This is a genomic window from Pseudomonas sp. 31-12, from assembly GCF_003151075.1.
GTDB lineage: Bacteria > Pseudomonadota > Gammaproteobacteria > Pseudomonadales > Pseudomonadaceae > Aquipseudomonas.
This window is the reverse complement of sequence record NZ_CP029482.1, coordinates 3860686-3885756: the sequence shown is the minus strand read 5'-3', so window position 1 is coordinate 3885756 and position 25071 is coordinate 3860686. Positions and strand designations below refer to the sequence as shown.

Annotated in this window: 22 protein-coding genes and 1 pseudogene; 6 read left to right on the top strand and 17 right to left on the bottom strand. The window is 59.9% G+C overall.

The window, feature by feature from the left end; genetic code table 11:
- Nucleotides 1–52: 52 nt before the first annotated feature.
- From DJ564_RS18280 to DJ564_RS18255, 6 genes are read right to left on the bottom strand one after another with little or no spacing between them, the layout of a single operon-like run.
- A complete protein-coding gene (locus DJ564_RS18280) occupies nucleotides 53–1996 on the bottom strand; it encodes a response regulator (RefSeq protein WP_109632125.1) in 1944 nt (647 codons plus the stop codon).
- Nucleotides 1986–2861, bottom strand: coding sequence for a sensor histidine kinase KdpD (locus tag DJ564_RS18275; protein WP_109632124.1), 876 nt, complete (start codon nucleotides 2859–2861; stop codon nucleotides 1986–1988). Before DJ564_RS18275 ends, DJ564_RS18280 begins: the two co-directional genes overlap by 11 nt.
- A complete protein-coding gene (locus DJ564_RS18270; protein WP_109636087.1) occupies nucleotides 2854–3864 on the bottom strand; it encodes an ATP-binding protein in 1011 nt (336 codons plus the stop codon). Before DJ564_RS18270 ends, DJ564_RS18275 begins: the two co-directional genes overlap by 8 nt.
- A complete protein-coding gene (locus DJ564_RS18265) occupies nucleotides 3861–4265 on the bottom strand; it encodes an anti-sigma regulatory factor (RefSeq protein ID WP_109632122.1) in 405 nt (134 codons plus the stop codon). The genes DJ564_RS18270 and DJ564_RS18265 overlap by 4 nt, the downstream gene beginning before the upstream one ends.
- The gene (locus DJ564_RS18260) at nucleotides 4262–4624 is read right to left on the bottom strand and encodes an STAS domain-containing protein (RefSeq protein ID WP_109632121.1); all 363 of its coding nucleotides are present in this window, start codon (nucleotides 4622–4624) and stop codon (nucleotides 4262–4264) included. Before DJ564_RS18260 ends, DJ564_RS18265 begins: the two co-directional genes overlap by 4 nt.
- Before the next feature lie 4 nt (nucleotides 4625–4628).
- On the bottom strand, nucleotides 4629–5480 hold the full coding sequence (locus tag DJ564_RS18255; protein WP_109632119.1) for an STAS domain-containing protein: 852 nt from the start codon (nucleotides 5478–5480) through the stop codon (nucleotides 4629–4631).
- A gap of 223 nt (nucleotides 5481–5703) precedes the next feature.
- Here DJ564_RS18255 and DJ564_RS18250 point away from each other — a divergent pair, with 223 nt between their 5' ends.
- Nucleotides 5704–5976, top strand: coding sequence for a hypothetical protein (locus tag DJ564_RS18250; RefSeq protein ID WP_109632118.1), 273 nt, complete (start codon nucleotides 5704–5706; stop codon nucleotides 5974–5976).
- Nucleotides 5977–6030: 54 nt separating this feature from the next.
- On the opposite strand, the gene DJ564_RS18245 is transcribed toward DJ564_RS18250, so the two are convergent.
- Nucleotides 6031–6552, bottom strand: a complete 522-nt coding sequence (locus tag DJ564_RS18245) for a DUF4142 domain-containing protein (protein WP_109632116.1) — start codon at nucleotides 6550–6552, stop codon at nucleotides 6031–6033.
- A gap of 218 nt (nucleotides 6553–6770) precedes the next feature.
- Between DJ564_RS18245 and DJ564_RS18240 the strand changes: the two genes are divergently transcribed.
- Together DJ564_RS18240 and DJ564_RS18235 are read left to right on the top strand one after the other, a co-directional pair.
- Entirely contained in the window at nucleotides 6771–7013 is a 243-nt protein-coding gene (locus DJ564_RS18240; RefSeq protein WP_109632114.1) for a hypothetical protein, read from the top strand.
- Nucleotides 7014–7124: 111 nt separating this feature from the next.
- Nucleotides 7125–7367: a hypothetical protein gene (locus tag DJ564_RS18235; RefSeq protein WP_109632112.1), complete on the top strand. Its 243-nt coding sequence runs from the start codon at nucleotides 7125–7127 to the stop codon at nucleotides 7365–7367.
- A gap of 122 nt (nucleotides 7368–7489) precedes the next feature.
- Here the strand turns inward: DJ564_RS18235 and DJ564_RS18230 are convergent, their stop codons facing one another.
- From DJ564_RS18230 to DJ564_RS18195, 7 genes and pseudogenes are all read right to left on the bottom strand, one after another.
- On the bottom strand, nucleotides 7490–8581 hold the full coding sequence (locus DJ564_RS18230; RefSeq protein WP_109632110.1) for an SMP-30/gluconolactonase/LRE family protein: 1092 nt from the start codon (nucleotides 8579–8581) through the stop codon (nucleotides 7490–7492).
- Entirely contained in the window at nucleotides 8578–9723 is a 1146-nt protein-coding gene (locus DJ564_RS18225; RefSeq protein ID WP_109632107.1) for an SRPBCC family protein, read from the bottom strand. Before DJ564_RS18225 ends, DJ564_RS18230 begins: the two co-directional genes overlap by 4 nt.
- Before the next feature lie 99 nt (nucleotides 9724–9822).
- On the bottom strand, nucleotides 9823–10686 hold the full coding sequence (locus tag DJ564_RS18220) for a LysR family transcriptional regulator (RefSeq protein ID WP_109632105.1): 864 nt from the start codon (nucleotides 10684–10686) through the stop codon (nucleotides 9823–9825).
- A gap of 54 nt (nucleotides 10687–10740) precedes the next feature.
- Nucleotides 10741–12038: pseudogene (locus DJ564_RS18215) on the bottom strand (enoyl-CoA hydratase-related protein); the annotation flags it as partial.
- A gap of 374 nt (nucleotides 12039–12412) precedes the next feature.
- Complete coding sequence (locus DJ564_RS18205; protein ID WP_109636085.1) at nucleotides 12413–14260, bottom strand: amidohydrolase; 1848 nt, start codon at nucleotides 14258–14260, stop codon at nucleotides 12413–12415.
- Between the two features lie 295 nt (nucleotides 14261–14555).
- Nucleotides 14556–14870: an SCP2 sterol-binding domain-containing protein gene (locus tag DJ564_RS18200; protein WP_109632104.1), complete on the bottom strand. Its 315-nt coding sequence runs from the start codon at nucleotides 14868–14870 to the stop codon at nucleotides 14556–14558.
- Between the two features lie 77 nt (nucleotides 14871–14947).
- Nucleotides 14948–15658 (bottom strand): histidine phosphatase family protein, encoded by a 711-nt coding sequence (locus tag DJ564_RS18195; protein WP_109632102.1) that lies wholly within the window; start codon nucleotides 15656–15658, stop codon nucleotides 14948–14950.
- A gap of 205 nt (nucleotides 15659–15863) precedes the next feature.
- Between DJ564_RS18195 and sohB the strand changes: the two genes are divergently transcribed.
- Both sohB and DJ564_RS18185 read left to right on the top strand, forming a co-directional pair.
- Nucleotides 15864–16886 carry a protease SohB gene (sohB, locus tag DJ564_RS18190; protein WP_010460936.1) on the top strand — a complete coding sequence of 341 codons (1023 nt, stop codon included), beginning with the start codon at nucleotides 15864–15866 and terminating at the stop codon, nucleotides 16884–16886.
- 188 nt (nucleotides 16887–17074) lie between these two features.
- Nucleotides 17075–20917, top strand: coding sequence for a dermonecrotic toxin domain-containing protein (locus DJ564_RS18185; protein WP_109632101.1), 3843 nt, complete (start codon nucleotides 17075–17077; stop codon nucleotides 20915–20917).
- Nucleotides 20918–20959: 42 nt separating this feature from the next.
- Here the strand turns inward: DJ564_RS18185 and DJ564_RS18180 are convergent, their stop codons facing one another.
- Nucleotides 20960–21454: a DUF934 domain-containing protein gene (locus DJ564_RS18180; RefSeq protein ID WP_109632099.1), complete on the bottom strand. Its 495-nt coding sequence runs from the start codon at nucleotides 21452–21454 to the stop codon at nucleotides 20960–20962.
- Nucleotides 21438–23096 carry a nitrite/sulfite reductase gene (locus tag DJ564_RS18175; protein ID WP_109632097.1) on the bottom strand — a complete coding sequence of 553 codons (1659 nt, stop codon included), beginning with the start codon at nucleotides 23094–23096 and terminating at the stop codon, nucleotides 21438–21440. Before DJ564_RS18175 ends, DJ564_RS18180 begins: the two co-directional genes overlap by 17 nt.
- A 522-nt stretch (nucleotides 23097–23618) precedes the next feature.
- Here DJ564_RS18175 and DJ564_RS18170 point away from each other — a divergent pair.
- The gene (locus DJ564_RS18170) at nucleotides 23619–24692 is read left to right on the top strand and encodes an ABC transporter substrate-binding protein (RefSeq protein ID WP_109632095.1); all 1074 of its coding nucleotides are present in this window, start codon (nucleotides 23619–23621) and stop codon (nucleotides 24690–24692) included.
- On the opposite strand, the gene DJ564_RS18165 is transcribed toward DJ564_RS18170, so the two are convergent.
- Nucleotides 24689–24907, bottom strand: a complete 219-nt coding sequence (locus DJ564_RS18165; protein WP_109632093.1) for a DUF2970 domain-containing protein — start codon at nucleotides 24905–24907, stop codon at nucleotides 24689–24691. The two genes, DJ564_RS18170 and DJ564_RS18165, sit on opposite strands and share 4 nt — an antisense overlap.
- Between the last annotated feature and the right edge of the window lie 164 nt (nucleotides 24908–25071).

The following is a 25071-nucleotide window of genomic DNA, read 5'->3' as shown; positions in this document are numbered from 1 at the left end:
GGGAGTCACACCGATCCACTGTGGGAGCGGGCTTGCTCGCGAAGGCGGCCTGTCAGGCGCAGTCGAGCGTGCGCCGGACCTTGTCCAGCAGTTCATTGATCTGAAACGGCTTGATCAGCATCTCCATTCCCTCACCGAGGAACACCTGACGGTTGATCGCATTTTCTGCGTAACCAGTCATGAACAGGATCGGCAACCCTTCACGCCAGCCTCGGGCGACATCCGCCAGTTCCCGGCCGTTCATGCGTGGCAGCCCCACGTCGGTGAGCATCAGATCAATCGAGGGGTCGTTTTTCAGGCGTTCAAGGGCGTCTTCGATATCGCCCACCTGGGTGCAGCGATATCCGGCGTCCACCAACACTTCGGTGACAAACATGCGCACCGACGGCATGTCTTCGACAATCAGTACATGCTCACCCGAGCCCTGTTGATCGACGCTCGCAGGTTCTGCTTGCGTGGTGCTCGGGTCGGCGCTGGCGGGCAGCATGATGGTCACTTCGGTGCCGCGGCTGGCCACGCTACGGATGTGCGCGTCGCCACCGGATTGGCGGGCGAACCCGTAAATACTCGACAACCCCAGCCCGGTGCCCTGGCCCAGTGGCTTGGTGGTGAAAAACGGGTCGAAGACCTTGTCGATCACATTGTGCTCGATGCCCGTTCCGTCATCGCGCACGGACAGCGCAACATACGCCCCGTCCGCCAGTTTCAGGTCTCCGTGGGAATACGCCGCGTAAGTGCTGACCCAGATATTCCCGCCTTGCGGCAAGGCATCGCGCGCGTTGATCACCAGGTTGAGCACGGCGCTTTCCAGCTGGATCGGATCGACCAGGGCTATCGCGGCTTTGGAGGTCAGTTCGAGTTTCAGCGCAATGTGTTCGCCGATGGTGCGCACCAGCAATTCTTCGAGGGAGCGGATGTGTTCGTTGATGTCCACCGGCCGCGTGTTGAGCGGCTGCTGACGGGCAAAGGCCAGCAAGCGATGGGTCAGGGAAGCGGCACTCATGGCCGAGTTCAGCGCGGCTTCGGCGTAGAACTGGACCTTGTCGGTACGCGAATCGGCCACCCGTTTCTGGATCAATTCCAGGCTGGTGATGATGCCGGTCAGCAGGTTGTTGAAGTCATGGGCGATGCCGCCGGTGAGCTTGCCCAGTGCGTCCATTTTCTGCACTTGCAACAACTGGCTCTCGGTGCGCACGCGCGCGGCGATCTCGTGTTCCAGTTGCGACGTGGCATCGTCGAGACGGGCCAGGTGCGAGCGTTCGCGGTGACGATGTTCGGTGACATCCTCGACGAACACCAGGCTCAGTTCAGGGGTGCGGTAGGGGGAAATCTGCCACTCGGTTTCCCGCAGCTCGCCCTCGATGCGCATGTTCAGCGTGCCTTTCCAGCGTTCCCCGGCGGTCAGGCGCAGGCGCAGTTCATCGAGGATCGCCTGCTGCTGGTCGGCGAAGCAATCGCGCAAGGAGTCCGGGTCGCGGTTGTCCTGTATCAGTCGGGAGAAGGCATGATTACATTCATGGACTTTGAACTGGGCGTCCAGCACCGCGATGGGCGCCGAGACGTTGACGAAAATCTCGCGAAACCGCGCCTCGCTATCACGCAGGGCGTTTTCCGTCTCACGCACCCGCAACAGGGTGCGCAGGGTCGCGAGCAACACGTCCGGGTCCACGGGATGGATCAGGTAGGCATCGGCCCCGGCATCCAGGCCGGTGATGATGTCTCCGGTCTGGATCGACGCCGCCGACACGTGAATCACCGGCAATAACGCCGTGGCCGGTTCCGCACGCAGTTTGCGGACAATATCGAAGCCGCTCATGTCGGGCAGGTTGACGTCCAGAATCAGCGCATCGACGCATTCGTTGTCGATCAGCGCCAGGCCGTCGCCGCCGGTTCCGGCCTCCAGCACGAGGTAGCCGTGCGGCTCCAGGCGTCGACGCAGCGCATAGCGCGTAGCGGCGTTGTCATCGACAATCAGCAGTCGGATCTCACGTTTCATCGGCAGGCTCCATGGCGATGGCCAGCGGGATGATCACGAAAAAGGTCGAACCGACCCCGGGCGTACTCTCGACCCCGACCTCGCCACCCAGCAGTGCGGCGAAGCGTTTGCACAACGACAAGCCCAGGCCCGTACCGCGCAGGCGTTTTTGCAGCGGCGAATCGACTTGGGAAAAGTCCTCGAACAATGCGCCATGTAGCTCGGCAGCGATACCTATTCCTGTATCGGTGACGGCGAAGCGTACCTGGCTGGAACCTTCGAGCGAGGCTGAGACCCGCACTTCGCCACGGGTGGTGAACTTCAGCGAGTTGGAAATGAAGTTGCGCAGGATCTGCGCCAGCTTCTTGTCATCCGTGTACAGGCGCGGCAATCCCACCGGTTCTTCGAAGATCAAATCCACCGCCGTAGCGTCGACGATAGGCCGAAACATGCCACGCAGGGCGGCAAACAAGTCGAACATGTCGAACCAGGCGGGTGAGATAGTGATGCGTCCGGCCTCGATTTTCGCAAGGTCGAGCAAGTCGTCGACCATGTCGCTCAGCTCCCGCGCGGCGGTGCTGACGAACGCGACCTGCTTGTGTTGCTCCGGGCTCAGCGGACCGTCGATTTCATCGGTCAGCAGGCTGGCAATGCTCAGGATCGAGCCGAGCGGCGTGCGAAACTCGTGGCTCATGTAGGACAGGAAGCGACTTTTGAGGTCCGACGCCTGGCGCAGTTCTTCAGCCTGGTTGTCGAGCTCGGCGTACAGCGCGAGCACGCCCTGATTGGTTTCGTCGAGCTCTTCGCGCAGTGCTGCAGATTCACTCTGCAAGTGCGCAATCAGCGCCGATTGTTCGTCGATAGACGGCAGGGGCGACTCAGCCATGGGCGGCCTCCAAGGCAACGACCAGGACCGTGACATCGTCCCGGCCGCGACAGAAATCGCGATGCAGGACCGCAGCGATCACGGCGGGATGACGGTGCACCAGGCCAGGGTAGTCGTGCAGGTTCCAGCGGGACTGCAGGCCATCGCTGTACATGATCAATAGATGTCCGTCCACGTGTGCATAATCAAAAGGCTGGGCTTTGCGGTATTGCCCGCCGACGATCCCCGGGTGGGACGCCAGGCCACGGGACTTGTCCGGGCTGATCAGGCTGCCGCCGATGTTGCCGATGCCGGTGAATTTCAGCGTGCCACGGTGGCCGTCGAATTGGGCAATCGCCAGGGCGCCGCCGCGGGTGCCGATCATCGCGTGGTGAATGTCTTCGAGCAGGAACACCGGCGAGGCGAACGGTGCCAGGGCGAAGGCTTTTTCCCCGGCGCGTGCAGCGTGTTCGGCTTCTTCGCCATGGCCCAGGCCGTCGATCACCAAAACGCTGAGGTTTGCCCCGTCGAACGCCAGGTGCCAGACATCACCGCAGGCAGGGTCGTTGTGCAGCGAGTGCTGACTGATGCCGATGCGCAAGTCCGCGTCCTTGCTGGCGCGCGGGTACAAACGGGCCAGCAACACTGTGCCGCGCGAGTCGGTGTGAACATCGAAGACCTCGGTCTGGCGCGACACCGCACCGAGGCCTATGCCCTGAGTGCCTCCGGTGGAAAACCCGTCAGTCATGCACGCTTGCAGGTCAAAGCCCTGGGCACGGTCCACCGCGAGCATTTCGATGCCGTTGGCGCTTTTACCGGGCAGGATTCGCAGGTGCAATTCGCCCTGGGCTGCATGCTTGAGCACGTTGCTGGCCAATTCCGTGGCCACCAGCGCCACGCGACCGGCATCGGTCATGTCGAAACCATTGTCTTCGGCGAGCTTCTGCGCGGTGCGCCGGGCAAAGCCGATCTGGCTGCTGTCCTCGATCAACAGCACTTGGGTCAGCGACCCCGCGATATTCATGTCCATCGGGTGATCGTTATGCGAGTGCCCTGGCCGGGCGCGGTGTCGAGTTCGAACTCATCCACCAGCCGCTTGGCGCCGGTCAGGCCAAGGCCCAGGCCGCTGCCGGAGGTCCAGCCGTCGGTCATGGCCAGTTTGATGTCCGGGATGCCCGGGCCTTCATCGCGAAAGGTCAGGCGCAAACCGACCCTCGAGTTTTCGTCGAGGATCTGCCAATCCATGTCGCCGCCACCGCCATACACCATGGTGTTGCGCGCCAGCTCGCTGACGGCGGTCACCAGTTTGGTCAGGTCGATCAGGCGCATGCCGCATTCAGTGGCCAGCTTGCGCGCAGTCTGCCGGGCCAGGACCACGTCCTGCTCGATCTGAATCGGCTGAGTGCCGCTGCTGCGCAGAGTCATTGCTCGCGTACTCGATCCTGAAGCAGTTTCATCCCGCGCTCGACGTTCAGCGCGGTGCTGACGCCGGGCAAGGTCAGGCCCAGTTCGACCAGGGTAATGGCGACGGCGGGTTGCATGCCGACCAGCACGGTTTCGGCGTCCATGATTTTCGACAGCCCGGAAATCGTCCCGATCATGCGGCCAATGAATGAGTCGACCATGTCCAGGGCGGAGATATCGATCAGGACCCCGCGCGCCGTGGTCTTGCTGATGCGCTCTGAGAGATCGTCCTGAAGCGTCAGGGCGAGCTGGTCGTGCATGTCGACCTGGATGGTCACCAGCAGAAGGTCGCCCATCTGCAGAATTGGAATTCTATCCATCGGCTTAGACTGCCTTGCTGACGGTGATTCCCAGGCGGGTCAGAGCCAGTTTGAGGGCGTCGGCCAGGTTGGCCTTGGTGACCACGCCTTGCAGGTCCAGGCCCAGGTGAACGATGGTCTGGGCGATTTGCGGACGCACGCCGCTGATGATGCAATCGGCGCCCATCAGGCGGATCGCGGTCACGGTCTTGAGCAAGTGCTGCGCCACCAGGGTATCGACGGTCGGCACGCCGGTGATGTCGATGATGGCGATTTCCGAACCGGTATCAACGATCCGTTGCAGCAGCGATTCCATCACCACCTGGGTGCGTTGCGAATCCAGGGTGCCGATCATCGGCAGGGCGAGCACGCCGTCCCAGAGCTTGACCACCGGGGTCGAGAGCTCCAGCAGTTCTTCCTGCTGACGTTTGATCACCGCTTCACGGGATTTCTGGAAGGTGCGGATGGTGTGCATGCCCAGTGCATCGAGCAGCTCAGACACTTCCCAGAGCTGTTCGGCCAATACGCCCGGATTGTCTTTGTAGTGAGCTTGCAGCAAGGAAAACAGCGGGCCTTTCAGCGAGAAAATGAAGCTGGCAGTCTGGTGCGAATCCTGGCCGAGCAGGGCGCGGCTGTGGGAGAGTTTTTCGAGGAATTGTCGAGCCTCATCCCAGCCCGGCGCGGCGATGTTCTGACTGTTGCCGTTTTCCAGGCCCGCGACCACCAGTTGCAGGAAGTCCGTGGTCTGCTGCTTTAGATCCTGGTCCTTGAGATTACGGTTGGCACCACTGGCTTCCAGGCTGGTGATCCATTCCCCAAGCAACTGCGTGTGGTTGTTTTTCATCGCGTCGAGTGTGCTGATTTGCATTGCTGCCATGTCCTTGTGCTCCTGAAATATGACGGGCTGATTCCCCAAAAAACAATCGGCCCGAATCAGTGACATTTGCCGTCTGAAATAGTTGTTTGCTGCGGGCAGGTTTTTTTTGTCCTTGATTCTGGCGGCGGGCGGTCCATTGGATTGAACCCCTGTGCCGGGATGGCTTCGAACTTTCAAGGCCCCGGCTGTTTCAATCGGGCTGGCCGTCACAAGCGAGGTACGTATGAAAGACGAATCGACACAACAACAGGATCAATCGGGAACGCCGGTCGACCGCAATGACCCGGCCATAGACCCGCGAACTCCGGGTGAAGCCGCGCCAGAGGGTCAGCGGCAGAGCCAATCCACCGGCTCGCAGAGCGCCGATGCAGCGGTGGATCAGAAGAATCTCCACACCGATAACGACAATGAGTTCAGCCCTGGTTTCAAACCGACACCCGACCGGCCGAAACCCGGCGAAGACACGGATGCCGACATCGATACCGATGGCGGCTAGTTCCGGCAGCATGCAAAAAGGCCGCATCCATCGATGCGGCCTTCTTTTTGTGGGTTATTTACTTGGGTGAGCCGCCTGGAGTTTTTTCGCCATCTCCAGGTGTTTTTCCAGTGCCGGCAACATTTTTTGCGCGAAGCCTTTCAGCTCGGTGGCGCCTTTTACCTTGTCATCCGTCACTGTGTTGGCTTGTTTTTCAAACAGCTTGATGGTGTCTTCGTGGGCCTTCACCTGATTATTGGCATAGGCCGCGTCGAAGGACTCATCACGCATGTCGAGGATTTTTTCCTTGGCCTGTTTGACCAGCGTCGTCTCGTCCGGCACTTCGATGTCATTCTTTTTCGCCAAGGCCGCCAGTTCATCGTTGGCCTTGGAATGATCGGTGATCATCATGGTGGCGAATTCCTTGATGTCGGCCGATGAGCTTTTTTCCAGCGCCAGACGGCTGGTTTCAATTTCCGCAATACCGCCCGCGGCCGCGTTGTCGACAAAGTCATTGGAAGTGGCGGCAAAAGCGGTGCCCATGCTGGTGCTCAAAGCTACGGCCAGAGCGAGGTGGCGCAGGGTGAATCCGTCCATTGGTTATTCTCCACACAGGTTTGGGTAAGCGATCGAGGTGATCGTTATTCAATGGAGGCAGGCGCTCACGCAAAGGTTTTATCGGGTTTGCGGCCGGACGACGAACGGACACCGCTGGTCTGATAGGCGGTCGACAGAACCCGTCAACCGAGGCCATTCTGATAGTTGGCGAACGCAATTGATCGCGTTTGCTGCCGATCAACAAACGGAGGTGTTCCATGCCGGTGCCACACGACCTTTATCAGGACCTGAAACTTTCAAAGGAAGATATCCAGCAAAAACGCTCCAAGGATCCGTTACTGGATTCACTGATCAACAAGTATTCGCAAGCGGACGCCGAGGTAGTCAAGGCTGAAACCGCACAATCGGATGCGCCGAGCGATGACGCACTGAAGAAGCTCAAGGAGGCGCGTGTACAGGTTAAGCAAAAGATCGTTGATAGGCTCCAATCGCCATCCTGACGCGCCTTGCCCACTCACCGACAACCGGTGACTGAAAAATTGGAACGGTGATCAAAACCGGCACCTCGAAAGATCAGAGTCCGACCCTTTCGACTCCCTGCGAGGTGCCTTATGACCAACCCGAAATTTCCTAGTGAAGAGCAGGGCGGGTTCGACCCCATCCCGACTCATCCCGAACCGCTGAGCCCCGGCCGCACGACAGTCAACCCGGAAGACGAGCCGGGCATCGACGAATTGCCGAACAATGAGGGTGTGCTCCCGCTGGATGAGGACGATTCCACCGCGATGGACCCGGAACGGGTGCGGGAAGAATCGGATAACGCCGTGCGCGATAACGAGATCGATCCCCGCTAACCCAATCCACCACACATCCCCTGTGGGAGCGGGCTTGCTCGCGAAAGCGATATATCAGCCAAAGCAGATATCGACTGACACGACGCCTTCGCGAGCAAGCCCGCTCTCACAGGGTTTGTGTCTTACTTCTGGAGGGCCGTGGTCAGGGGTAGGCGCGCCATGTTCATGGCCTTCAGCGAACCCAAATACAACCAGTCCCCATACTCGCGCACCGTGGTAATCGGCGAGTAATTGCCATTGCCCGCATCCTGCAGGTTGGCAATCACCTTGCCCTCAAGGTCCAGGCCCAGCGCAAACGCGCGCTTTTCCACCGGTTTGGGCAAGACCGTCATCGCTCGCACGATCATCTTGCGCACGAACGGGTGCGGTGCCGTGGCGTCGAGCAGCGCATTGCGCGGTGCGTAGAGCGCTACCCAGAAACGGTCGCGGCCATTGAACGCGAGGTTGTCCGGCAGGCCCGGCAGATTGTCGATAAACACGTCGTGGGTTCCGGCTTTCGGCCCGCTCAACCAAAAGCGGGTGATGCGGTAAGCGCCGGTTTCGTTGACCAGCACAAAGCTGTCATCCGGCCCCAGCGTCACGCCGTTGGCAAACTCGAGCTTGTCCAGCAACACCAAGGTTTTGCCGGTCTGGAAGTCATAGCGCAACAAACGTCCATCGCCACCGTGCTCGATGATCGCCTCGCCATCCCTGCCGTAGCCCCAGCGGCTGGAGGCGTCGCTGAAATAGGCGTAGTGCCCGGACTTGTCGATGACCACGTCATCGGTAAAACCGAAAGGCACGTCGTCGGCCGCGGTGGCCAGCGGGATCAGCCGGCCTTGGGCATCCAGGGACAGCAAACCTTTGACGCCGTCAGCGATCACCAGCAACCCGCTCGGGTGCCGCGCCAGGCCCAGAGGCCGGCCACCGGTATCGGCCAGCACCTTGGTGTCCTTGCCGTCGAGGCTGGTGCGGATCAACCGGCCATCGTGCAGCCCGGTGATGAGCGCGTTGTCTTCCAGCAACAGCGCCTCCGGCCCTTCGATGCCGGCCGGGCCGACGCGCTCCACCCCTTTCAGACGCTGATTGTCGGCATATACACCGCTGGTGAGGGAAGGCGCCGGCGACGGTGTCCAGGCCACCGGCCGAACCTTGGTCGGGAAAAACAACAGAAAAGCGCCGAGGACGATGATAAGCAGCCACAGCAGATGGCGAAACCTGAAGGCTCTTCTCACACGCTGACTCCCGCAGGGGTGAGGTTTTTCTGCGCCATTTCGCGCAGCGCCAGCATCGATGCTGCGGACTCATGCTCGATACGCCGCTTGAGCAGCAATCGATTGGTGATACGCATCGCCAGGCCCGAAAACTGATACTCCAGCGTCCGCACAAAACGCGTGCCTTCGCCTTGCGCCTCGCATTCGTAGGTCACGACCAGCGACAACCCATGATCACCGCGCGCCCTGGCACTCCAGCGGCGGCCTGGCAAGTATTCGTTGACCTCCCAGCTCAAGTGCCCCGTACGCCCGCCGGCACGAATGTCCTCCTCGAACCGCTGGCCGGCATGCAGCGGGCCACCTTGCCCCTCGACCTTGAGGGACGACGGATGCCACTCCGGCCACCGGGTGACGGTGCTGGCATAGGCGAGCACATCTATCGGATTTCCAGCGATAGCGATCTGGTGCTGCATGCGGGTCATGGCCGTTCTCGTCAAGGGCAAGGGGGCAGGCTCCGGTTCCCAGTACAGGGTGCCGAACAGGTAATCCATCAGCGGAAAGACGATATTGAAATTGCGTTCCTGCATCAGCTCGCGGCGGTGATGCAGTTCATGCAGGCGACGCATCTGGCGGATCCATGGCAGGCGTGTGACGGGGTTGTCCGGGGGCAAATGTTCGCAGGCATGAAACACCTCGTACATCAGGTACCCAAGGACCAGGCAGCCGCCAAACAGTCCCGCGACATTGGCATCGACCTGCTTGAGCAGCCACCAGAGGGGCAGGGTGATGACCACGGTGTGCAACACGATCAACCAGGCCGGAAACAGAATCACCCGCCAGTCCCGAGCGCTGTCGTAGGTCATGTGCCCAGGGGCGAAAAAGCTGTGATGGTCGCCGGCATGGCGGGCGTAGAACATCCGCGCGAAGCTCTTTTTGTGATGCCCCAGATGCCGATGCACCATGTACACGCCGAAATTGAAGAACAGCAGCGTCAACGGCACCGCCAGCCATTCCAGCGGCTGGACCTGATGCACGGTGCTCCAGAACCCGCCGATGGCCAGCACGCCGAACAGCAGCACAAAGGTGCCGTGCAGCCAGGGGTTGTAGAGCGGATGAATGTCAGCGCGATAGCGGTCGCGAAATGCCTGGGTGGTCTGCCTCACTGCGGTCACCTCTGGTTATTGTTATCACCAGCAGATTAGCTGATCTGCCCGCGCAGCCTCGGGCAAACCTGGATGACACAAGCGCCATGATCCGGTGTATCAGGTCAGCGGGTTCCAGCGTTGGGACCAGTCGTCGTCGGTCTTGATCACTTCACGCAATAAGTCGAAGGCCCGTTGAAGGGTCGTCGAGTCGCGATCGCGCGAGTAGACCAGGTAGGTCGGGTAGCTGAATTCCGGAGCTTTGGGCACGGGCTCCAGCACGCCGCTTTCCAGGTAGCTCTGGACCACGCGGGTGCGGAAGTAACCGCTGCCGCCGTTTTCCAGGATGTATTGCAGGGCCAGCGGACCGAGGTTGAAGCTCAAGGCAGCCTTGGCTTTTTCCGGCAGGGCGGCATCGTGTTGGCGGCGGAAATCCGGACCCCAGTCGATATACACGTAAGGATCGGATCGCCCGGCGAGGCGTACGAGGATGAGTTTTTCTTCGAGGATCTGCTCGACTTGCAGGCGCGGCCAGTATTCCGGCTGATAGACCAGCGCTGCGTCCAGCACTCCCAGTTCCAGTTGCCGCAACAGCGTCTCGCCATCGCGGATTTCCATGCGCAACGCGTGGCTGGGAATCTTCTCGCGCAATTCGCCGGCCCAACTGAGCATCAGCGGGTTGCACAGACTGACCTCGCCGCCGATGTGCAGCACGTCGTGATAACCCTCGGGCAACGGCAAGTCCCGACGCGCGGCTTCCCAGGTTTCGACCAGTTGATTGGCGTACACCACAAACGCCTCGCCATTGGGCGTCAGCCGCGCCCCGGCGCGGTTGCGCACGAACAGCGTGCTGCCCAATTGGCTCTCGAGTTTTTGCACGCGCGCCGTGATTGCGGTCTGGGTGACGTGGAGTTTTTCAGCCGCGGCAGCCAGGCTGCCGTGACGGACAATTTCCAGGAAGGTGCGAGCGAGATCGATGTCCATGGGCAGGCCGGTGCGGGAAGTGCCGGCATTGTAAACGGATATACGCGGGCCGGCTCAGGTTGCCGCGGCGAACGGCTGCGTCCGACTGCGCTGGCGTGCCCACTGCGCCACCAGTCGCATCGGGGTGCCACACGCCTTGCGCTTGAACACAAAGTGACGGCACTTCTCGGCAAATTGGCTGCGGTTGTGCACCATGTCCAGTTCCATCTCCTCCAGCTCGGCATTTCTGCAATGCTGCAGAAGTTGAGTGTCGAGCCGGTTCTTGCGCTCGCGCACAGCGGCATAGGCCGGATCGGTCAGCGCATTGCCCGCCCGTTGCAACAACCATACGCCAAACGCCTCCGGGCAGCGTGGGCCGATCTCCTGAACCATGCCCAGTTGCATCGCCTGGGTCGCGCTGACCGGCAGGCACTCCTCGCAGAGTTTTTCCGCCATCTGTGGGCCGACGGCGCGGGGCAGGCTGTAGGTCCGGTATTCGGAGCCATACAGCCCCATGGTTTTGTAGTGCGGGTTGAGCACGATATCCGCTCGGGCGAAGACAAAATCGGCGGCCGGCGCGAGCATCACGCCCCCGGCTCCGGCACAGCCCGTCAGACCGCTGACCACCAATTGCCGGGCACTGAGCAATTCCTCGCAGACGTCGTCGATCGCCTGGATATTGGCCCAGGCCTCCAGTCCTGGCGCCTCGGCGGCCTGGATCACGTTGAGGTGCACGCCGTTGGAGAAACTGCCGCGCCTGCCCTTGATCAGCAGCACCTGGGTGGCTCGGGATTTGGCCCAGCTCAGAGCGGTGACCAGTCGCTGGCATTGCTCGGTGCTCATGGCGCCGTTGTAAAACTCGAAGGTCAGCTCACCGACAGGCCCTGATTCACGGTAGCGGATCGGTTGATAGGTTTCGGTGTCAGGGGTTGAGGCGATCGATCCGTGGAGGATGGGCACGTCGTTCAGCTGTGCAGCCAGTACGTGCCGGGCCGGACGTTTGAAGGTTTCTTCGCCGGGCCGGGGTTTGCGGCGCAACGAACCGATCCACACACTGCGATCGCCGGTGGCGACCAAGACCGCGTCGTCACGCACCGCGAGAAAGGTACCGGCACATAACCGTCGATGAATTTGTCCACGACATCAAGAATACAGCGGACCGCCGCATCACTGACCGGGCCGTTGTACAGCTCGGATTTGCGCAGACCTTGGGGCAGGTTGAACTCGCAGGTGGACCAGACCGGCCCGGCATCCATTTCTTCCACGGCTTGCAGCGCAGTGACACCCCAACGGGTCAGCTTATGGGTGATGGCCCAGTCGAGTGCGCTGGCGCCCCGGTCACCGACAATGCCTGGATGAATAATCACCACTGGCCATCGGCCTCGACTGGGCCTTCATTGGCCTTCGATGCAAGTTATCGTGCGGGAATTACAGGCGCTGGAAGTTGATTTGGGTCAAACCATTCCGGCTTGCTTGTCAGTTGAAAGAGTAGAGCGGACGCACTCGTACTGGCACCTGTAAGAACTAACAGTTTTTTAGACGAGTTTGCGATGGCGGCGGTAGCGAACGAAGGGGATGGATGGGTTCGCGACGGCTTATACAGTTTGAGAAGTCGATGCAGTACCCCTGTGGAAGCGGGCTTGCTCGCGAAGGCATCCTGTCATTCAGCATTGATGTCGGCTGACAAGACGCGTTCGCGAGCAAGCCCGCTCCCACAGGGGATAGTCGGTGTTGGTGAGGTCTTTGTTCAAAACGCGAAACAGGAACAGCCAAACGCCCCCCAGAATCCCTGGAAATCACTGACAGGGGCTGACGACAACCGTGCCCGCTCATGACTATGCGCATGCACCGCGCACGCGCCGACGCATTGATGCATCTGCGCCGTCAGCGGCGCCATGGGCTTCCAATGGCCTGGCACCTTGGCCACGGGCGACCATTCCGGCACCACCGGCACGGGCGGCGGCCCGAGTTTTTCGAACTCGACGGCGCCATAGACGATCTTGCCGTCGACGATGGTCAACACCGACTCGATCCATTTGATCGCTTCATCGTCGATGTGGAAGTAGTCCGCCGACAGTGCAATCAGATCCGCCAGTTGCCCGACCTTGATCTGGCCTTTCTTGCCTTGTTCGGAGGAAAACCAGGCGCTGCCGTGGGTGAACAGCTCCAGCGCCGTATCGCGGCTCAAGCCTTGCGGGTACAGCTCCAGTCCGCCGACGGTGCGGCCGCTGACCAGCCAGTACATCGAAGTCCACGGGTTGTAGCTGGACACCCGCGTGGCGTCGGTGCCGGCGCCGACCGGAAGGCCTTCGGCGAGCATGCGCGCGATCGGTGGCGTGTTTTCGGCGGCTTTGGCACCATAACGGTCGACGAAATATTCGCCCTGAAAGGCCATGCGATCCTGGATGGCGATGCCGCCGCCCAAGGCTTTCACCCGCTCGATGTTCTGCGGTGTGATGGTTTCCGCGTGATCGAAGAACCACGGCAAACCATCGAACGGAATGTCGCGATTGACCCTCTCGAATACATCGAGCATGCGGCTGATGGATTCGTTGTAGGTGGCATGCAGGCGGAATGGCCAGCGTTGCTCCACCAGATGGCGCACCACCGGTTCCAGCTCCTGTTCCATGGTTTGCGGCAGGTCCGGGCGCGGTTCGAGGAAATCCTCGAAGTCCGCCGCCGAGAACACCAGCATTTCCCCCGCACCGTTGTGTCGCAGGAAGTCGTCGCCCTGGCCGTAATGGGAAGTGCTGGTCCAGTTTTTGAAATCGGTCAGCTCTTCCTTGGGCTTCTGCGTAAACAGGTTGTAGGCGATGCGCACCGTGAGCTGCTGGTCTTTGGCCAGTTGCTGGATGACCTGATAGTCGTCCGGGTAATTCTGATAACCGCCGCCGGCATCGATGGCGCTGGTCACGCCGAGGCGATTGAGTTCGCGCATAAACTGGCGGGTCGAATTGACCTGATACTCCAGTGGCAATTTCGGTCCCTTGGCGAGGGTCGAGTAGAGAATCATCGCGTTCGGGCGGGCGATCAGCATGCCAGTGGGATCGCCGTTGGCGTCACGCTGGATTTCTCCGCCCGGCGGGTTTGGCGTGTCACGGGTGTAACCGACCACTTTCAGCGCGGCGCGGTTGAGCAGGGCGCGATCGTACAAGTGCAGAACAAACACCGGGGTATCCGGCGCAGCCTTGTTCAGCTCATCAATCGTCGGCAGGCGTTTTTCGGCGAACTGGAATTCGTTCCAGCCACCGACTACTCGCACCCATTGTGGCGTCGGCGTGCGGTCGGCCTGGTCCTTGAGCAGGCGTAAGGCATCGACCAGTGACGGCACGCCTTCCCAGCGCAGTTCGAGGTTGTAGTTCAGGCCACCGCGGATCAGGTGCAGGTGCGAGTCGTTGAGGCCGGGGATCACCGTGCGGCCATGCAAGTCGATGATCTGCGTGCCGGGGCCCTGCAGCGCCATGGCCTGGGCGTCGCTGCCGACCACCACGAAGCGTCCGTCCTTGATCGCGACGGCGCTGGCCTGGGGTTTCTTGCGATCGACAGTGTGCAGGCGTCCGTTGTACAGAATGAGGTCGGCGGGGGCATCGGGCATGGTTTTACTCCCTGCGAATAGCGGGCTGATCCAGGCACCGACGGCACCTGCCGAAAGGCCTTGCAGTACACGTCGGCGATTGAAACCGTCGTGGTCGTCAGGTGGGCTCATGGCAGTGCTCCACGCAATTCATTTGGGAGGCAAGCAGCCGATGTCTGACGCATGCGGCCAGAAGGAATATAGACGGTGAATCCACAGGTAGCCGTTTTCCGGAGGCAGAAAACGACGAATCCCGCCTCGAGGGGCGGGATTCGTTTGCAGCCAGACGTGCTCCCGAAGACCGGGAGCGGCGCGCTTAGGCCGGGAACAGCTCGGACAGTTTCATGGCCAGCATCATGTCGCCTTCAGCGCGCAGTTTGCCGCCCATGAACGCTTGCATGCCGTCGGTCGAACCGTCGACGATGCCTTGCAGGGTATCGCCGTCCATCACCAGAGTGACCTGGGCATCAGGGTTTTCGCCTTCTTGCAGCTCGCAGGTGCTGTCTTTGACGATCAGCGAGAAGTTCTTGGTGTCGTCGATGCGGAAACCGAATACCAGGTCCAGACCGGCAGCGGCGGCTGGGTTGAACTTGGCTTTCATTGCTTGTACGGCATCAGCTACGGAGGTCATGGTTCGATCCTTTCTTGGGTAATAAGAGCAGGGTAATTACAGCTGGTGATTACAGCCAGGGTCACAATAGTCCGGACTCAGCGAAACGTGATGAGTTCCGGTGCCTTCAACAGTTGCAAGTGCGCATGACTGTTGAAAGAAGACAGTGCTACCTCGCGACCACGAAACTTCAGCAGGTTGAGCGAGGTGTTGACGATTTGCCAGTTCAGTTCAAATGCCTGCCGTGCCGGCATTTGCGTAATGAGGTGGAGCAGGGCAGTGATGGTGCCGCCGGAGGTGAACACGGCGATTTTCTGGGTGTTGTCGGCGCTTTCGAGGATGCGGTGAAGACCGGCCTGCACGCGTTCGACAAAGCCCAGCCAGCTTTCAAGCCCCGGCGTGTCATAGGTGCCGGCAAGCCAGCGTTCGATGATCAGGGCAAAGATGCGCTGGAACTCGGCGCGGTTCTGCGCGGCGTTGCGCAGGATCTCCAGTGCTTCGGGTTCATCCTCCAGCATGGCTGGCAGCAGCGCGCGGATCACCGCGTCGGCGTCGAATTCGTTGAAGGCGGAATCGATTTCCAGGGTCGGCACCGGCAGGCCCACGGCAGCGAACTGTTCCAGCGCGCTGGTGGCCGTATGCTGCTGGCGGCGCAGGTCGCCCGAAAGGCATCGGTCGAAGCTGACACCCAGCTCGGCAAGGTGCTTGCCGAGGATTTCTGCCTGGCGAACACCGGTCGGCGACAGGACGTCATAGTCGTCTGCACCAAAGGAGGCCTGGCCATGTCGAATCAAGTAGATGCTGCCCACGTCCGCGTCATCCCGGTACGTTGAAGGTCTGGCGAGGTTATGAGTATGGCAGTGAGCTGTCAATGAAAAAACATACGCTTGTTTGAAATGCCCGTTACAGGCTTGTTGCCAGAGGTTTCACGGCTGGCCGCCGAGGCGGAGCATGGGTATGCTTGAGTTATCCCGCGCGTTTATCAGGCTGCGCATCGTTTTTGAAGGAGTCACTGTGGAGTTTTTGTCCGAATACGCCAGTTTCCTGGCCAAGACCGTGACACTGGTGATCGCCATTCTGGTGGTCCTGGCCAGTTTCGCGGCGTTGCGCAGCAAGGGGCGGCGCAAGTCGGCCGGGCAGTTGCAAGTCAGTAAACTGAATGATTTCTACAAAGAGCTGCGTGAACGCCTGGAGCAAACCTTGCTCGACAAGGACCAGCTCAAGGCCTTGCGCAAATCCCAGGCTAAAACCGATAAAAAGCAAAAGAAGAAACCCGAGGCCAAGCCACGGGTGTTCGTGCTGGATTTCGACGGCGACATCAAGGCGTCGGCCACTGAAAGCCTGCGCCACGAGATCACCGCGCTGTTGACGTTGGCGACGCCAAAGGATGAAGTTGTGCTGCGTCTGGAAAGCGGCGGCGGCATGGTTCACAGCTACGGCCTGGCGTCTTCGCAACTGGCGCGCATTCGCGATGCGGGTGTGCCGTTGACCATTTGCATCGACAAGGTCGCGGCCAGCGGCGGCTACATGATGGCGTGCATCGGCGAGAAGATCATCAGCGCCCCGTTCGCAATCCTGGGTTCTATCGGCGTCGTGGCGCAGTTGCCCAACGTCAATCGCTTGCTGAAAAAACACGATATCGACTTCGAAGTTCTAACCGCCGGCGAATACAAGCGCACCTTGACCGTGTTTGGCGAAAACACCGAGAAGGGCCGCGAGAAGTTTCAGGAAGACCTGGACATCACCCATCAGCTGTTCAAGAACTTCGTTTCGCGTTATCGCCCGCAACTGGCCATCGACGAGGTCGCCACCGGCGAAATCTGGCTCGGCATCGCTGCGTTGGACAAACAGCTGGTGGACGAGCTCAAGACCAGTGACGAATACCTCGCAGAACGGGCGAAGAAGTCCGAGCTGTACCACTTGCATTACGCCGAACGTAAAAGCCTTCAGGAGCGCATCGGCATGGCGGCCAGTGGTTCGGTCGATCGCGTCTTGCTGAGCTGGTGGAGCCGGTTGACCCAGCAACGTTTCTGGTAATCGTCCCAGGCATCACCGTCAGTAAAAAAACCGTGGAATGCCCACGGTTTTTTTTGGCCTTCAGAACGTGTTCATGCTTCTTGCGTAAATAACGAATTTTCCTAATGCCATTGTCGATCGGTCGCGCTTTCGTTTGGAGTCAGGTCGGGTAGGGTGACAGACCTGAATTGACTGCAATGGATTGCGCCATGAATGATCTCCTTCACCACGTTGCCGGTCCTCATCCGGCCCCGTCGCTGCGAATGCGCGACGAACTGAAAGCTGCGCTGGACATCGCCATTCCACAAACGCCCGGCCAATGGGGCGAACGTCTGATCAAGGAAAAATGGGGGCAGGACATTGACCCGCAGACGACGCTGATGGTCACCCTCGATTACCACTACAAGGGCCACCCAGAGGAGAACGGTTTCCAGCAGGGCCAGGTGGCGAGCTCGCGGTCGCTGCTGCAAGCGCTGCTTTCAAATTATCAGACGGTTGGGGACGGGCGTTTTGCCGAGACCGCCTTTGGTCTGTACACACCGCCAGACGTCGGACCGACGGTGCGGATTGTCGAGCATGTCGACGAGTTCGCCGATCACGGCAGCGGCAATCACGAAACCTATGAAGGCATCTATCGGCAAACAACTCCGCAGACTTACGGTCCCGCCTCACAATTGAAACTGAGGCCGGCCGACTTCAAGAAATGGATCTGGGAGCTGGACTTCAAGCGCGTATACGAGGCCTATCTTGATCAGGCCTGGCCTTCTGACGAGATGCTCATGGCGTCCAGACCGTACGCCTTGAGGACATCGGTCAAAGCTGCGTTCGTAATGACGGCCTGGTTGCAGTTCAAGGAACGATGCCTGTCTCAAAAAGGACTTGAACTCGCGATGCAAGCGGCTGGCTTGCCGCCCGGTCAGACATGGCAAACGCTGACCATCGAACAACTGCAAGCGGCGACGCACACCCCGTTGTCCGTCAGGGCCGGCCGTTTGAAGCTATACCGTTACACCGCAACAGATATCTGGGCGTTCCGTGATACTTCCGGATCCCGGGTGCTGTTGTACATCCCGGGCAACTCTTCCCCGCTGCACGAATTCACCGATGCCACTCAACTGCACCAATGGGTTGTCGAGCAGGGCAAGCCCAGCGAGACAAAACAGGCGTTGGCCGCCCATTTTGCCGAAGATGATCGCGAGGACGGTACGTTTCATGCGGGCGTGCTCACGGCACTGGACGGCATGGCGCAATACCCCGCGATACACCGGTTGACCAGCAACGCCGGTTTTTTCAATAACGACGGTTACTGGAGCCCCGCCGATTACATTGGCTACGACGATCCCCCATCGGCGACCGATCCGTTTGCGCAACTGGTGCTGACCATGAAGCAAGCGGCCCGCGCCAGTATCAAAAGCATTCGTACCGATGCACAGGTCAATCGTGACAATTTAAGTGCGGTTGTCGAACCGGTGGTGCAATGGATCAACCGGTTCGCGCCCTTGGCGTTGTTCGTTCCGGGAGGCGAAGGCGTATTGGCGCTGGCCGGGCTTATTGACGCCGGTTACGGTCTTGATCAGGCAGTAAACGGTGAAACCCCGCGCGAACGGTCGGAAGGCGTGACGCGCACCGTGTTCGGTTTGCTGAATGCGCTGCCGATAGCCGCTGAGGTGGCGCTGAAGGGTGAAACCGCGGTCGCCCATTCAGAAGAAGGTGTGAGACCTGCGACGGAAATATCCGTTGCCTCAGCGCCACACCCAACGAGCCTGGCACTGCCGACACGGGTCGAGCTGATCCGCGGCATCGGCCCGTCCGTGGCGTCTTTCAGTGATGACGTCCTGGCACAGATCGGCAAAGTCAGCGCGATAGACGACGATATGTTGCGGCTGATGCAGACAGGGCATCCACCGACGCCTCTGCTGGCTGACACCATCAGTCGCTTCAAGATCGATCAGGAGCTTGGTCCGGGCGGCGCAGCCGAGCCGTTCAACAGCCGTTACGCAGCGCTTCAACACTCGGAGCATGAGTGGGTTCGGCTGTTTCAACGCGAATATCCGGGACTGCCCAAAAACGCCATTGAACAAATGCTCGACCGCTACGGCGTGAATATCCAAGCGGCGCCCAACGTGACGGAGGTCAGGCAAGTGTTCGCACGCCTGGACGGCAAGGCACGGCAATACCAGCAGCATGTGCGGCTCAATCGAGCCTATGAAGGCCTATATCTTCGTTCCGTCGTTAATCCGGAGTCGGACACACTGGCTTTGCACTCACTCCAGAATCTGCCCGGTTGGCCGAAAAGCCTTCGGATCGATGTGCTCGATCAAACCGCCATCGGAAGAGTGCTGGACCGCATCGGTCCACTTGACGCAACGAACGTCCGACACCTGATCAAGACCAGCGATCACTACCTGCATCACGGCATGCAGACTGACTTCTACCAAGCGCTGCTGGGTGTGCTGTCAGAAGACGAGCGTTCAGCGTTGCATTTGGTATCGCTTGATCCGGCCAGTGAATTGCGGCTGAAAATCAGTGATCAGGCATTACCCCGGTCAGAATTCAGACTCGGCCTCGGGAGAATGGACGCCCGGTTACCCTTCGAGCCGCAGGGACTCAGAGGCGGCGGCTTTCCGTCAACGCCCCAGTCCGAGGCGCTGACGCACCAGATGATGCGGCTGCAACTCAAAGAGGTCTATCCGGAGTTCACCGATGCCCAGGCGGATGCGGTTCTGCAACGGGAAGGCGTAAACGCACAGACTCACATTGAGTGGTTGAAGCAACAGCTGCAGCAACTCGACACCGACCTGACCGCCTGGGTAAATCAGGTGGAGGACGACGTCCATGACATGGATATCGATTTTCTGAACGCGAATGATCCCGCAGCGGCGGGACTGAACGCTGCCCAAATCGAAGCCTATAACGCTCAGCTGGAGCAGATTGAAATACAAAACGAACGTGCCATTCGAAATGAGTTGGCGGAGCAGTTGGTCGACATTTGGCAACAGCGCAGACCGCCGCAGGATGTTCTCCCGGCAGGGGATCAGATACGCGGCGTCAAGCTGGATCTCGACTTCGAGAATTACCACCGGCTACCCGATTTGAATGTTCGGTTCAACGACGTTCTTGAGTTATCGATGCGTAGCTTCCACCTGACCGTAGACGAAAGCCTGAACGGGTTTCTTCAAAGCTTTCCAAATCTTGAAGTGCTGAATCTGGAAAATGTCGACCTGAGTCACTTCAACCCAGGCGGCGACGCACAACGCTCCCTGCCTCCTGCAATCAATCAGATGCGGCATCTCACTACGCTGAATCTCAGGTCGACAAACCTGACTTTCAGTGAGCCCGCGGCTGCTCAACTGACTGACCTGACCCGTTTACGCACCCTGGTTTTGAGCGATAACCCGCTAGGTGTCCCGCCTTTGGTGCTGGGAATGAACGACTTGCGCTGGCTCGACTTGAGACGTACCCGGATCAGATCTTGTCCGGTCGGGATTATGGACGAGCCTTATCTGCTGAGCCTGGACTTGCGCAATAACTGGATAAACCGGGTTCCCCGGCCGGTGCTGAATCAAGCTATCGCCAGGGATCGCGTGCTGTTGCAGGGCAATCAGTTAACGGACGAGGACACCCTGTTGCGTCTTGTGGACCACCGGCGGCGAACAGGAATCAACCTGTGGTTAAGCGAACCCGGCCCCAATTACGGCAACCCCATCGATTGGTTGCGCGAAGGCGATAGCGGGCAACGGGAAGCCCGAGTATTGACATGGCAGAGACTGGCAGCCAGGCCCCATGGCGACCGGTTCTTGAGAATAGCGGATGGACTGAGTCTGACGGCGGATTTCCGGGTCGACTATCTGGCGCTACAGGCAAGGATGTGGCGACTTCTCGGCGACGCCGATGCGTCAGAGGTGCTATGGGCACAACTGGTTCAGGAAATTGAAGAGGCTCAGGTCGACCCGGAAAATCCGTTTACGCTGTTCACGGCACTTGAAGGCCGTGCCCGGCTTTATCGGGATTGGGTGGCCTTGGGGCAGCCGTTTCCGATAGACGCGCCGTAAAGGGAGAACCTTGAACCCCGGGAGGGGTTCAAGGTGTGACGATCAGCGGCGACGGAACAGCGGCAGCGGTTCGTCGGTGGCGGCCTGATAGGTCACCGAGAAGTCCTTGAGGCCTTCAAGGGCTTCGTACGGGTCTTTATCGGCGCGAATGGCAAATGCGTCGAAACCGCAGCGATGCAGGTAGAACAACTGGTCGCGCAGCACATCGCCGATCGCCCGCAGTTCGCCTTTGAAGCCGTAGCGGTCACGCAGCAGACGGGCGTTGGAGTAGTTGCGACCATCGGTGAAGGCCGGGAAATTCAGGGCAATCACCTGGAACTGATCGACGTCGTCACCGATTTCTTCGGCTTCTTCATCGGCATCCAGCCACACGCCCAAGCCGCCATCGCGGGCCTTGAGCATGCGACTGTGTTCACGCCATAGCGTCAGCGGGACGATCAGGTCGTCGCAGTTGCTGATCTCGTCGATGTTGAAGTCCTTGGGCAGCAAGTGCCAGGTTTCGTCGACGACTTCGTTGTTCTTAATGATTCGCTGCATAGACGCGCTCCTTGAAGAGGTCGATGCCAATACGCTGATAAGTATCGATGAAACGCTCGTCTTCGGTACGTTGTTCGATGTACACGTTGATCAGCTTCTCGATCACATCAGGCATGGCTTCCTGGGCGAAGGACGGGCCGAGGATCTTGCCCAGGCTGGCATCGCGGCTGGCGCTGCCACCGAGGGATACCTGATAGAACTCTTCGCCTTTCTTGTCCACCCCGAGGATACCGATGTGGCCGACGTGGTGGTGACCACAGGCGTTCATGCAGCCGGAGATGTTCAGGTCAAGCTCGCCGATGTCGAACAGGTAGTCCAGGTCTTCGAAACGACGCTGGATCGACTCCGCGATAGGGATCGACTTGGCGTTGGCCAGCGAGCAGAAATCGCCGCCGGGGCAGCAGATGATGTCGGTCAGCAAGCCGATGTTCGGCGTGGCGAAACCTTGCTCGCGCAACTCGCCCCACATCGCGAACAGTTGGGTCTGTTCAACGTCGGCCAGAATGATGTTCTGTTCGTGGGAGGTGCGCAGTTGACCGAAGCTGTAGCGATCGGCCAGGTCGGCGACGGCGTCGAGCTGCTTGTCGGTGATGTCGCCCGGTGCAACGCCGGTCGGCTTCAGGGACAGGGTCACCGCCACATAACCTGGCTTCTTGTGGGCCAGGGTATTGCGGGTACGCCAGCGCGCGAAACCCGGGTGTTCCTTGTCGAGCTCGGCCAGTTGGGCAGCCTGGTTATCCAGGGCCTTGTAGTCCGGATCGACGAAGTGTTTGGCGACGCGATGCACTTCGGCTTCGGTCAGCGTGGTCTGGCCACCGCGAAGGTGTTCCATTTCCGCGTCGACTTTCTGCGCGAAGACTTCAGGCGTCAGGGCCTTCACCAGAATCTTGATCCGCGCCTTGTACTTGTTGTCACGACGGCCATAGCGGTTGTAGACCCGCAGGATGGCGTCGAGGTAGCTCAACAGGTCTTGCCACGGCAGGAATTCATTGATGAACGCGCCCACCACCGGCGTACGGCCGAGGCCACCACCGACCAGCACACGGAAACCCAGTTCGCCAGCGGCGTTGTGCACCGGCTCAAGGCCGATGTCATGGACTTCGATGGCGGCACGGTCGGAGGTCGAACCGTTGATGGCGATCTTGAACTTGCGCGGCAAGTAAGCGAATTCAGGGTGGAACGTGGTCCACTGGCGAACGATCTCGCACCATGGGCGCGGGTCGATCAGCTCATCGGCCGCGACACCGGCGAACTGGTCGGTGGTGACGTTGCGCAGGCAGTTGCCGCTGGTCTGGATCGCGTGCATCTGCACGGTGGCCAGCTCAGCGAGAATGTCCGGGATGTCTTCCAGCGCCGGCCAGTTGAACTGCACGTTCTGCCGGGTGCTGATGTGGGCATAGCCCTTGTCGTAGTCGCGGGCGATCTTGGCCATCATTCGCGTCTGGCGCGAAGTCAGTTGGCCGTAAGGCACCGCCACCCGCAACATCGGCGCGAAGCGTTGGATATAAAGCCCGTTTTGCAGGCGCAGGGGGCGGAATTCTTCTTCGCTCAGCTCGCCTGCCAGATAGCGTCGGGTCTGATCACGGAACTGCTTGACGCGGTCCTCGATGATCCGCTGATCGTACTCGTCATATACGTACATATAAGTCCTGTTCTCAGGCTTGGGCCGGTCGGATCCCGTTGCGTTTTTTCGCCTGGAGGTCTCCGGTACTGCCTCGGCAATTCTGCGCGCACGGCCGCGCACTCCCTATGGAGCCGGGGCAAGATACCAGTTTGCAGTTATGCGCAAAAGTGATGTTTGAGTATATGTAAAGAACCAAAACGACTAACGAGAGCCGTTATTGATAAACCCGTATTTGTCGTGCGGGCAATCGTCGTCTTTACTGTGGTCGAGTCTTTATGCAATCACCGATAAAACCGACAAGAGGCGATGCAATGAGCAACCCTACCAAAGCGACAAAGCCTGACAGCACGGTCGATGCTTGGGCGATTCTGTTCCTGATCATCCTGGTCGTGGGCACTGCGGTATTTTGGGTCAGCCATCAATAACCGACCCCGTCCGGGCCCGGTTCCGACGATTGTCGGACAAAAGCCGGAATAAACGCCGTTTTCCGGGGCTTCGCTGGCTATAATGCGCGGCGAAATTTCGGGGGCTCGGACGTTAATGTTGAAGTTTTTCTACACCTTCTTGCTGATGCTTGGCGCGGCTTACGGCCCTGCTGCGCATGCGGAATCGGTGTTGTTCCTGAATCCCGGGAAGACGGATGAAACCTTCTGGGTCAGCTATTCGCAATTTATGCAGGCGGCTGCCACGGATCTGGGCATCGATCTGCGGATTCTCTATTCCCAACGCATGCCCGAACTCACCGTGGCGCAAGCCCGTCTTGCGCTGCAAGGTCCTGATCGTCCGGACTATCTGGTGTTCGTCAACGAACAGTATGTCGCTCCGCAAATTTTGCGTCTGGCCCAAGGCAGCGGGGTCAAACTGTTCACGGTCAACGCTGCGCTGACGGCCAACCAGCTGAGTCTGTTGGGCGAACGCTCCGATCGATTGGGCAGCCTGGTGCCGAACGACGAGGAGGGCGGTTACCTGATGCTCAAGGATCTGATCCGCCAGCATCCCCCGGTAGCGCCCGGCGAGGTCATCGAGCTACTGGCGTTTTCCGGCTTGAAGATCACACCGTCGGCGCAGTTGCGCGAGCAAGGCATGATGCGCGCCTTGGCCGAGCACCCTGAAGTGCGTTTGCGCCAACTGGTTTACGGCGGCTGGACCCAGGGCCGGGCCTATGAACAAGCCAAATTGCTGTTCCGGCGTTATCCGAAGGTCTCGCTGGTGTGGTCGGCCAATGACGAAATGGCGTTTGGCGCCATGCAGGCGTATTCGGAGACGGGTGGAGTGCCCGGCAAAGATGCGTTGTTCAGCGGAGTGAACGCGTCGCCCGCCGCGTTGCAGGCGATGGTTGACGGGCGCTTGAGCGTATTGTTGGGCGGACACTTCACGTTGGGCGGTTGGGCGCTCGTGGAGTTGCATGACCATGAACAGGGCGTGGACCTGGACCAGTACGGCGGGCGCGACCGGCTGATTCCGTTACTGCAATTGATCGACAAGGCCCAGGCCAAGCGGTTGCTGGCCATGGGCGCATCGCCGAATTACGGGGTGAACTTCCGTCGCTTGTCGGCCAAGGGGCGGCCGACGTCCTATCGCTATCCGTTCAGCCTGAAAACCCTGATGCACTAACGTCCCGCCAGATGCACCACCAATTGCACGATGCCAAACAGCGTCAGGGCAAACACCGCCGTGAACAGAATCCCCAGAATCACGAAATGACTCGGCTTGCCGTGGGTGAAATCCCGCGCCCGGTTCTTCCCGCTCTGCACCCCGAACGCCGCAGCCATGACACTGTGCAGCATCTGCCAGAAGCTCGGCGGCTTGTTGTCGACTGGATCGTCCATAAACCCCTCGTCACTTATGTGTGAGAGCTAAGCATAGACAATCCCCGGCATGCACAAACCAAATGTGGGAGCGGGTTGATCCGCACATTTGTGAACGACCCAAAACAACTGTGGGAGCGGGCTTGCTCGCGAGGGGGCCGTAACATCCAACACTTTCGCTGACT

Excerpts from the sequence above, each read along its gene's own strand:
- DJ564_RS18280 (WP_109632125.1), bottom strand. The coding sequence starts at position 1,996 with ATGAAACGTGAGATCCGACTGCTGATTGTCGATGACAACGCCGCTACG.
- DJ564_RS18275 (WP_109632124.1), bottom strand. The coding sequence starts at position 2,861 with ATGGCTGAGTCGCCCCTGCCGTCTATCGACGAACAATCGGCGCTGATT.
- DJ564_RS18270 (WP_109636087.1), bottom strand. The coding sequence starts at position 3,864 with ATGAATATCGCGGGGTCGCTGACCCAAGTGCTGTTGATCGAGGACAGC.
- DJ564_RS18265 (WP_109632122.1), bottom strand. The coding sequence starts at position 4,265 with ATGACTCTGCGCAGCAGCGGCACTCAGCCGATTCAGATCGAGCAGGAC.
- DJ564_RS18260 (WP_109632121.1), bottom strand. The coding sequence starts at position 4,624 with ATGGATAGAATTCCAATTCTGCAGATGGGCGACCTTCTGCTGGTGACC.
- DJ564_RS18255 (WP_109632119.1), bottom strand. The coding sequence starts at position 5,480 with ATGGCAGCAATGCAAATCAGCACACTCGACGCGATGAAAAACAACCAC.
- DJ564_RS18250 (WP_109632118.1), top strand. The coding sequence starts at position 5,704 with ATGAAAGACGAATCGACACAACAACAGGATCAATCGGGAACGCCGGTC.
- DJ564_RS18245 (WP_109632116.1), bottom strand. The coding sequence starts at position 6,552 with ATGGACGGATTCACCCTGCGCCACCTCGCTCTGGCCGTAGCTTTGAGC.
- DJ564_RS18240 (WP_109632114.1), top strand. The coding sequence starts at position 6,771 with ATGCCGGTGCCACACGACCTTTATCAGGACCTGAAACTTTCAAAGGAA.
- DJ564_RS18235 (WP_109632112.1), top strand. The coding sequence starts at position 7,125 with ATGACCAACCCGAAATTTCCTAGTGAAGAGCAGGGCGGGTTCGACCCC.
- DJ564_RS18220 (WP_109632105.1), bottom strand. The coding sequence starts at position 10,686 with ATGGACATCGATCTCGCTCGCACCTTCCTGGAAATTGTCCGTCACGGC.
- DJ564_RS18205 (WP_109636085.1), bottom strand. The coding sequence starts at position 14,260 with ATGCCCGATGCCCCCGCCGACCTCATTCTGTACAACGGACGCCTGCAC.
- DJ564_RS18200 (WP_109632104.1), bottom strand. The coding sequence starts at position 14,870 with ATGACCTCCGTAGCTGATGCCGTACAAGCAATGAAAGCCAAGTTCAAC.
- DJ564_RS18185 (WP_109632101.1), top strand. The coding sequence starts at position 17,075 with ATGAATGATCTCCTTCACCACGTTGCCGGTCCTCATCCGGCCCCGTCG.
- DJ564_RS18180 (WP_109632099.1), bottom strand. The coding sequence starts at position 21,454 with ATGCAGCGAATCATTAAGAACAACGAAGTCGTCGACGAAACCTGGCAC.
- DJ564_RS18175 (WP_109632097.1), bottom strand. The coding sequence starts at position 23,096 with ATGTACGTATATGACGAGTACGATCAGCGGATCATCGAGGACCGCGTC.
- DJ564_RS18170 (WP_109632095.1), top strand. The coding sequence starts at position 23,619 with ATGTTGAAGTTTTTCTACACCTTCTTGCTGATGCTTGGCGCGGCTTAC.
- DJ564_RS18165 (WP_109632093.1), bottom strand. The coding sequence starts at position 24,907 with ATGGACGATCCAGTCGACAACAAGCCGCCGAGCTTCTGGCAGATGCTG.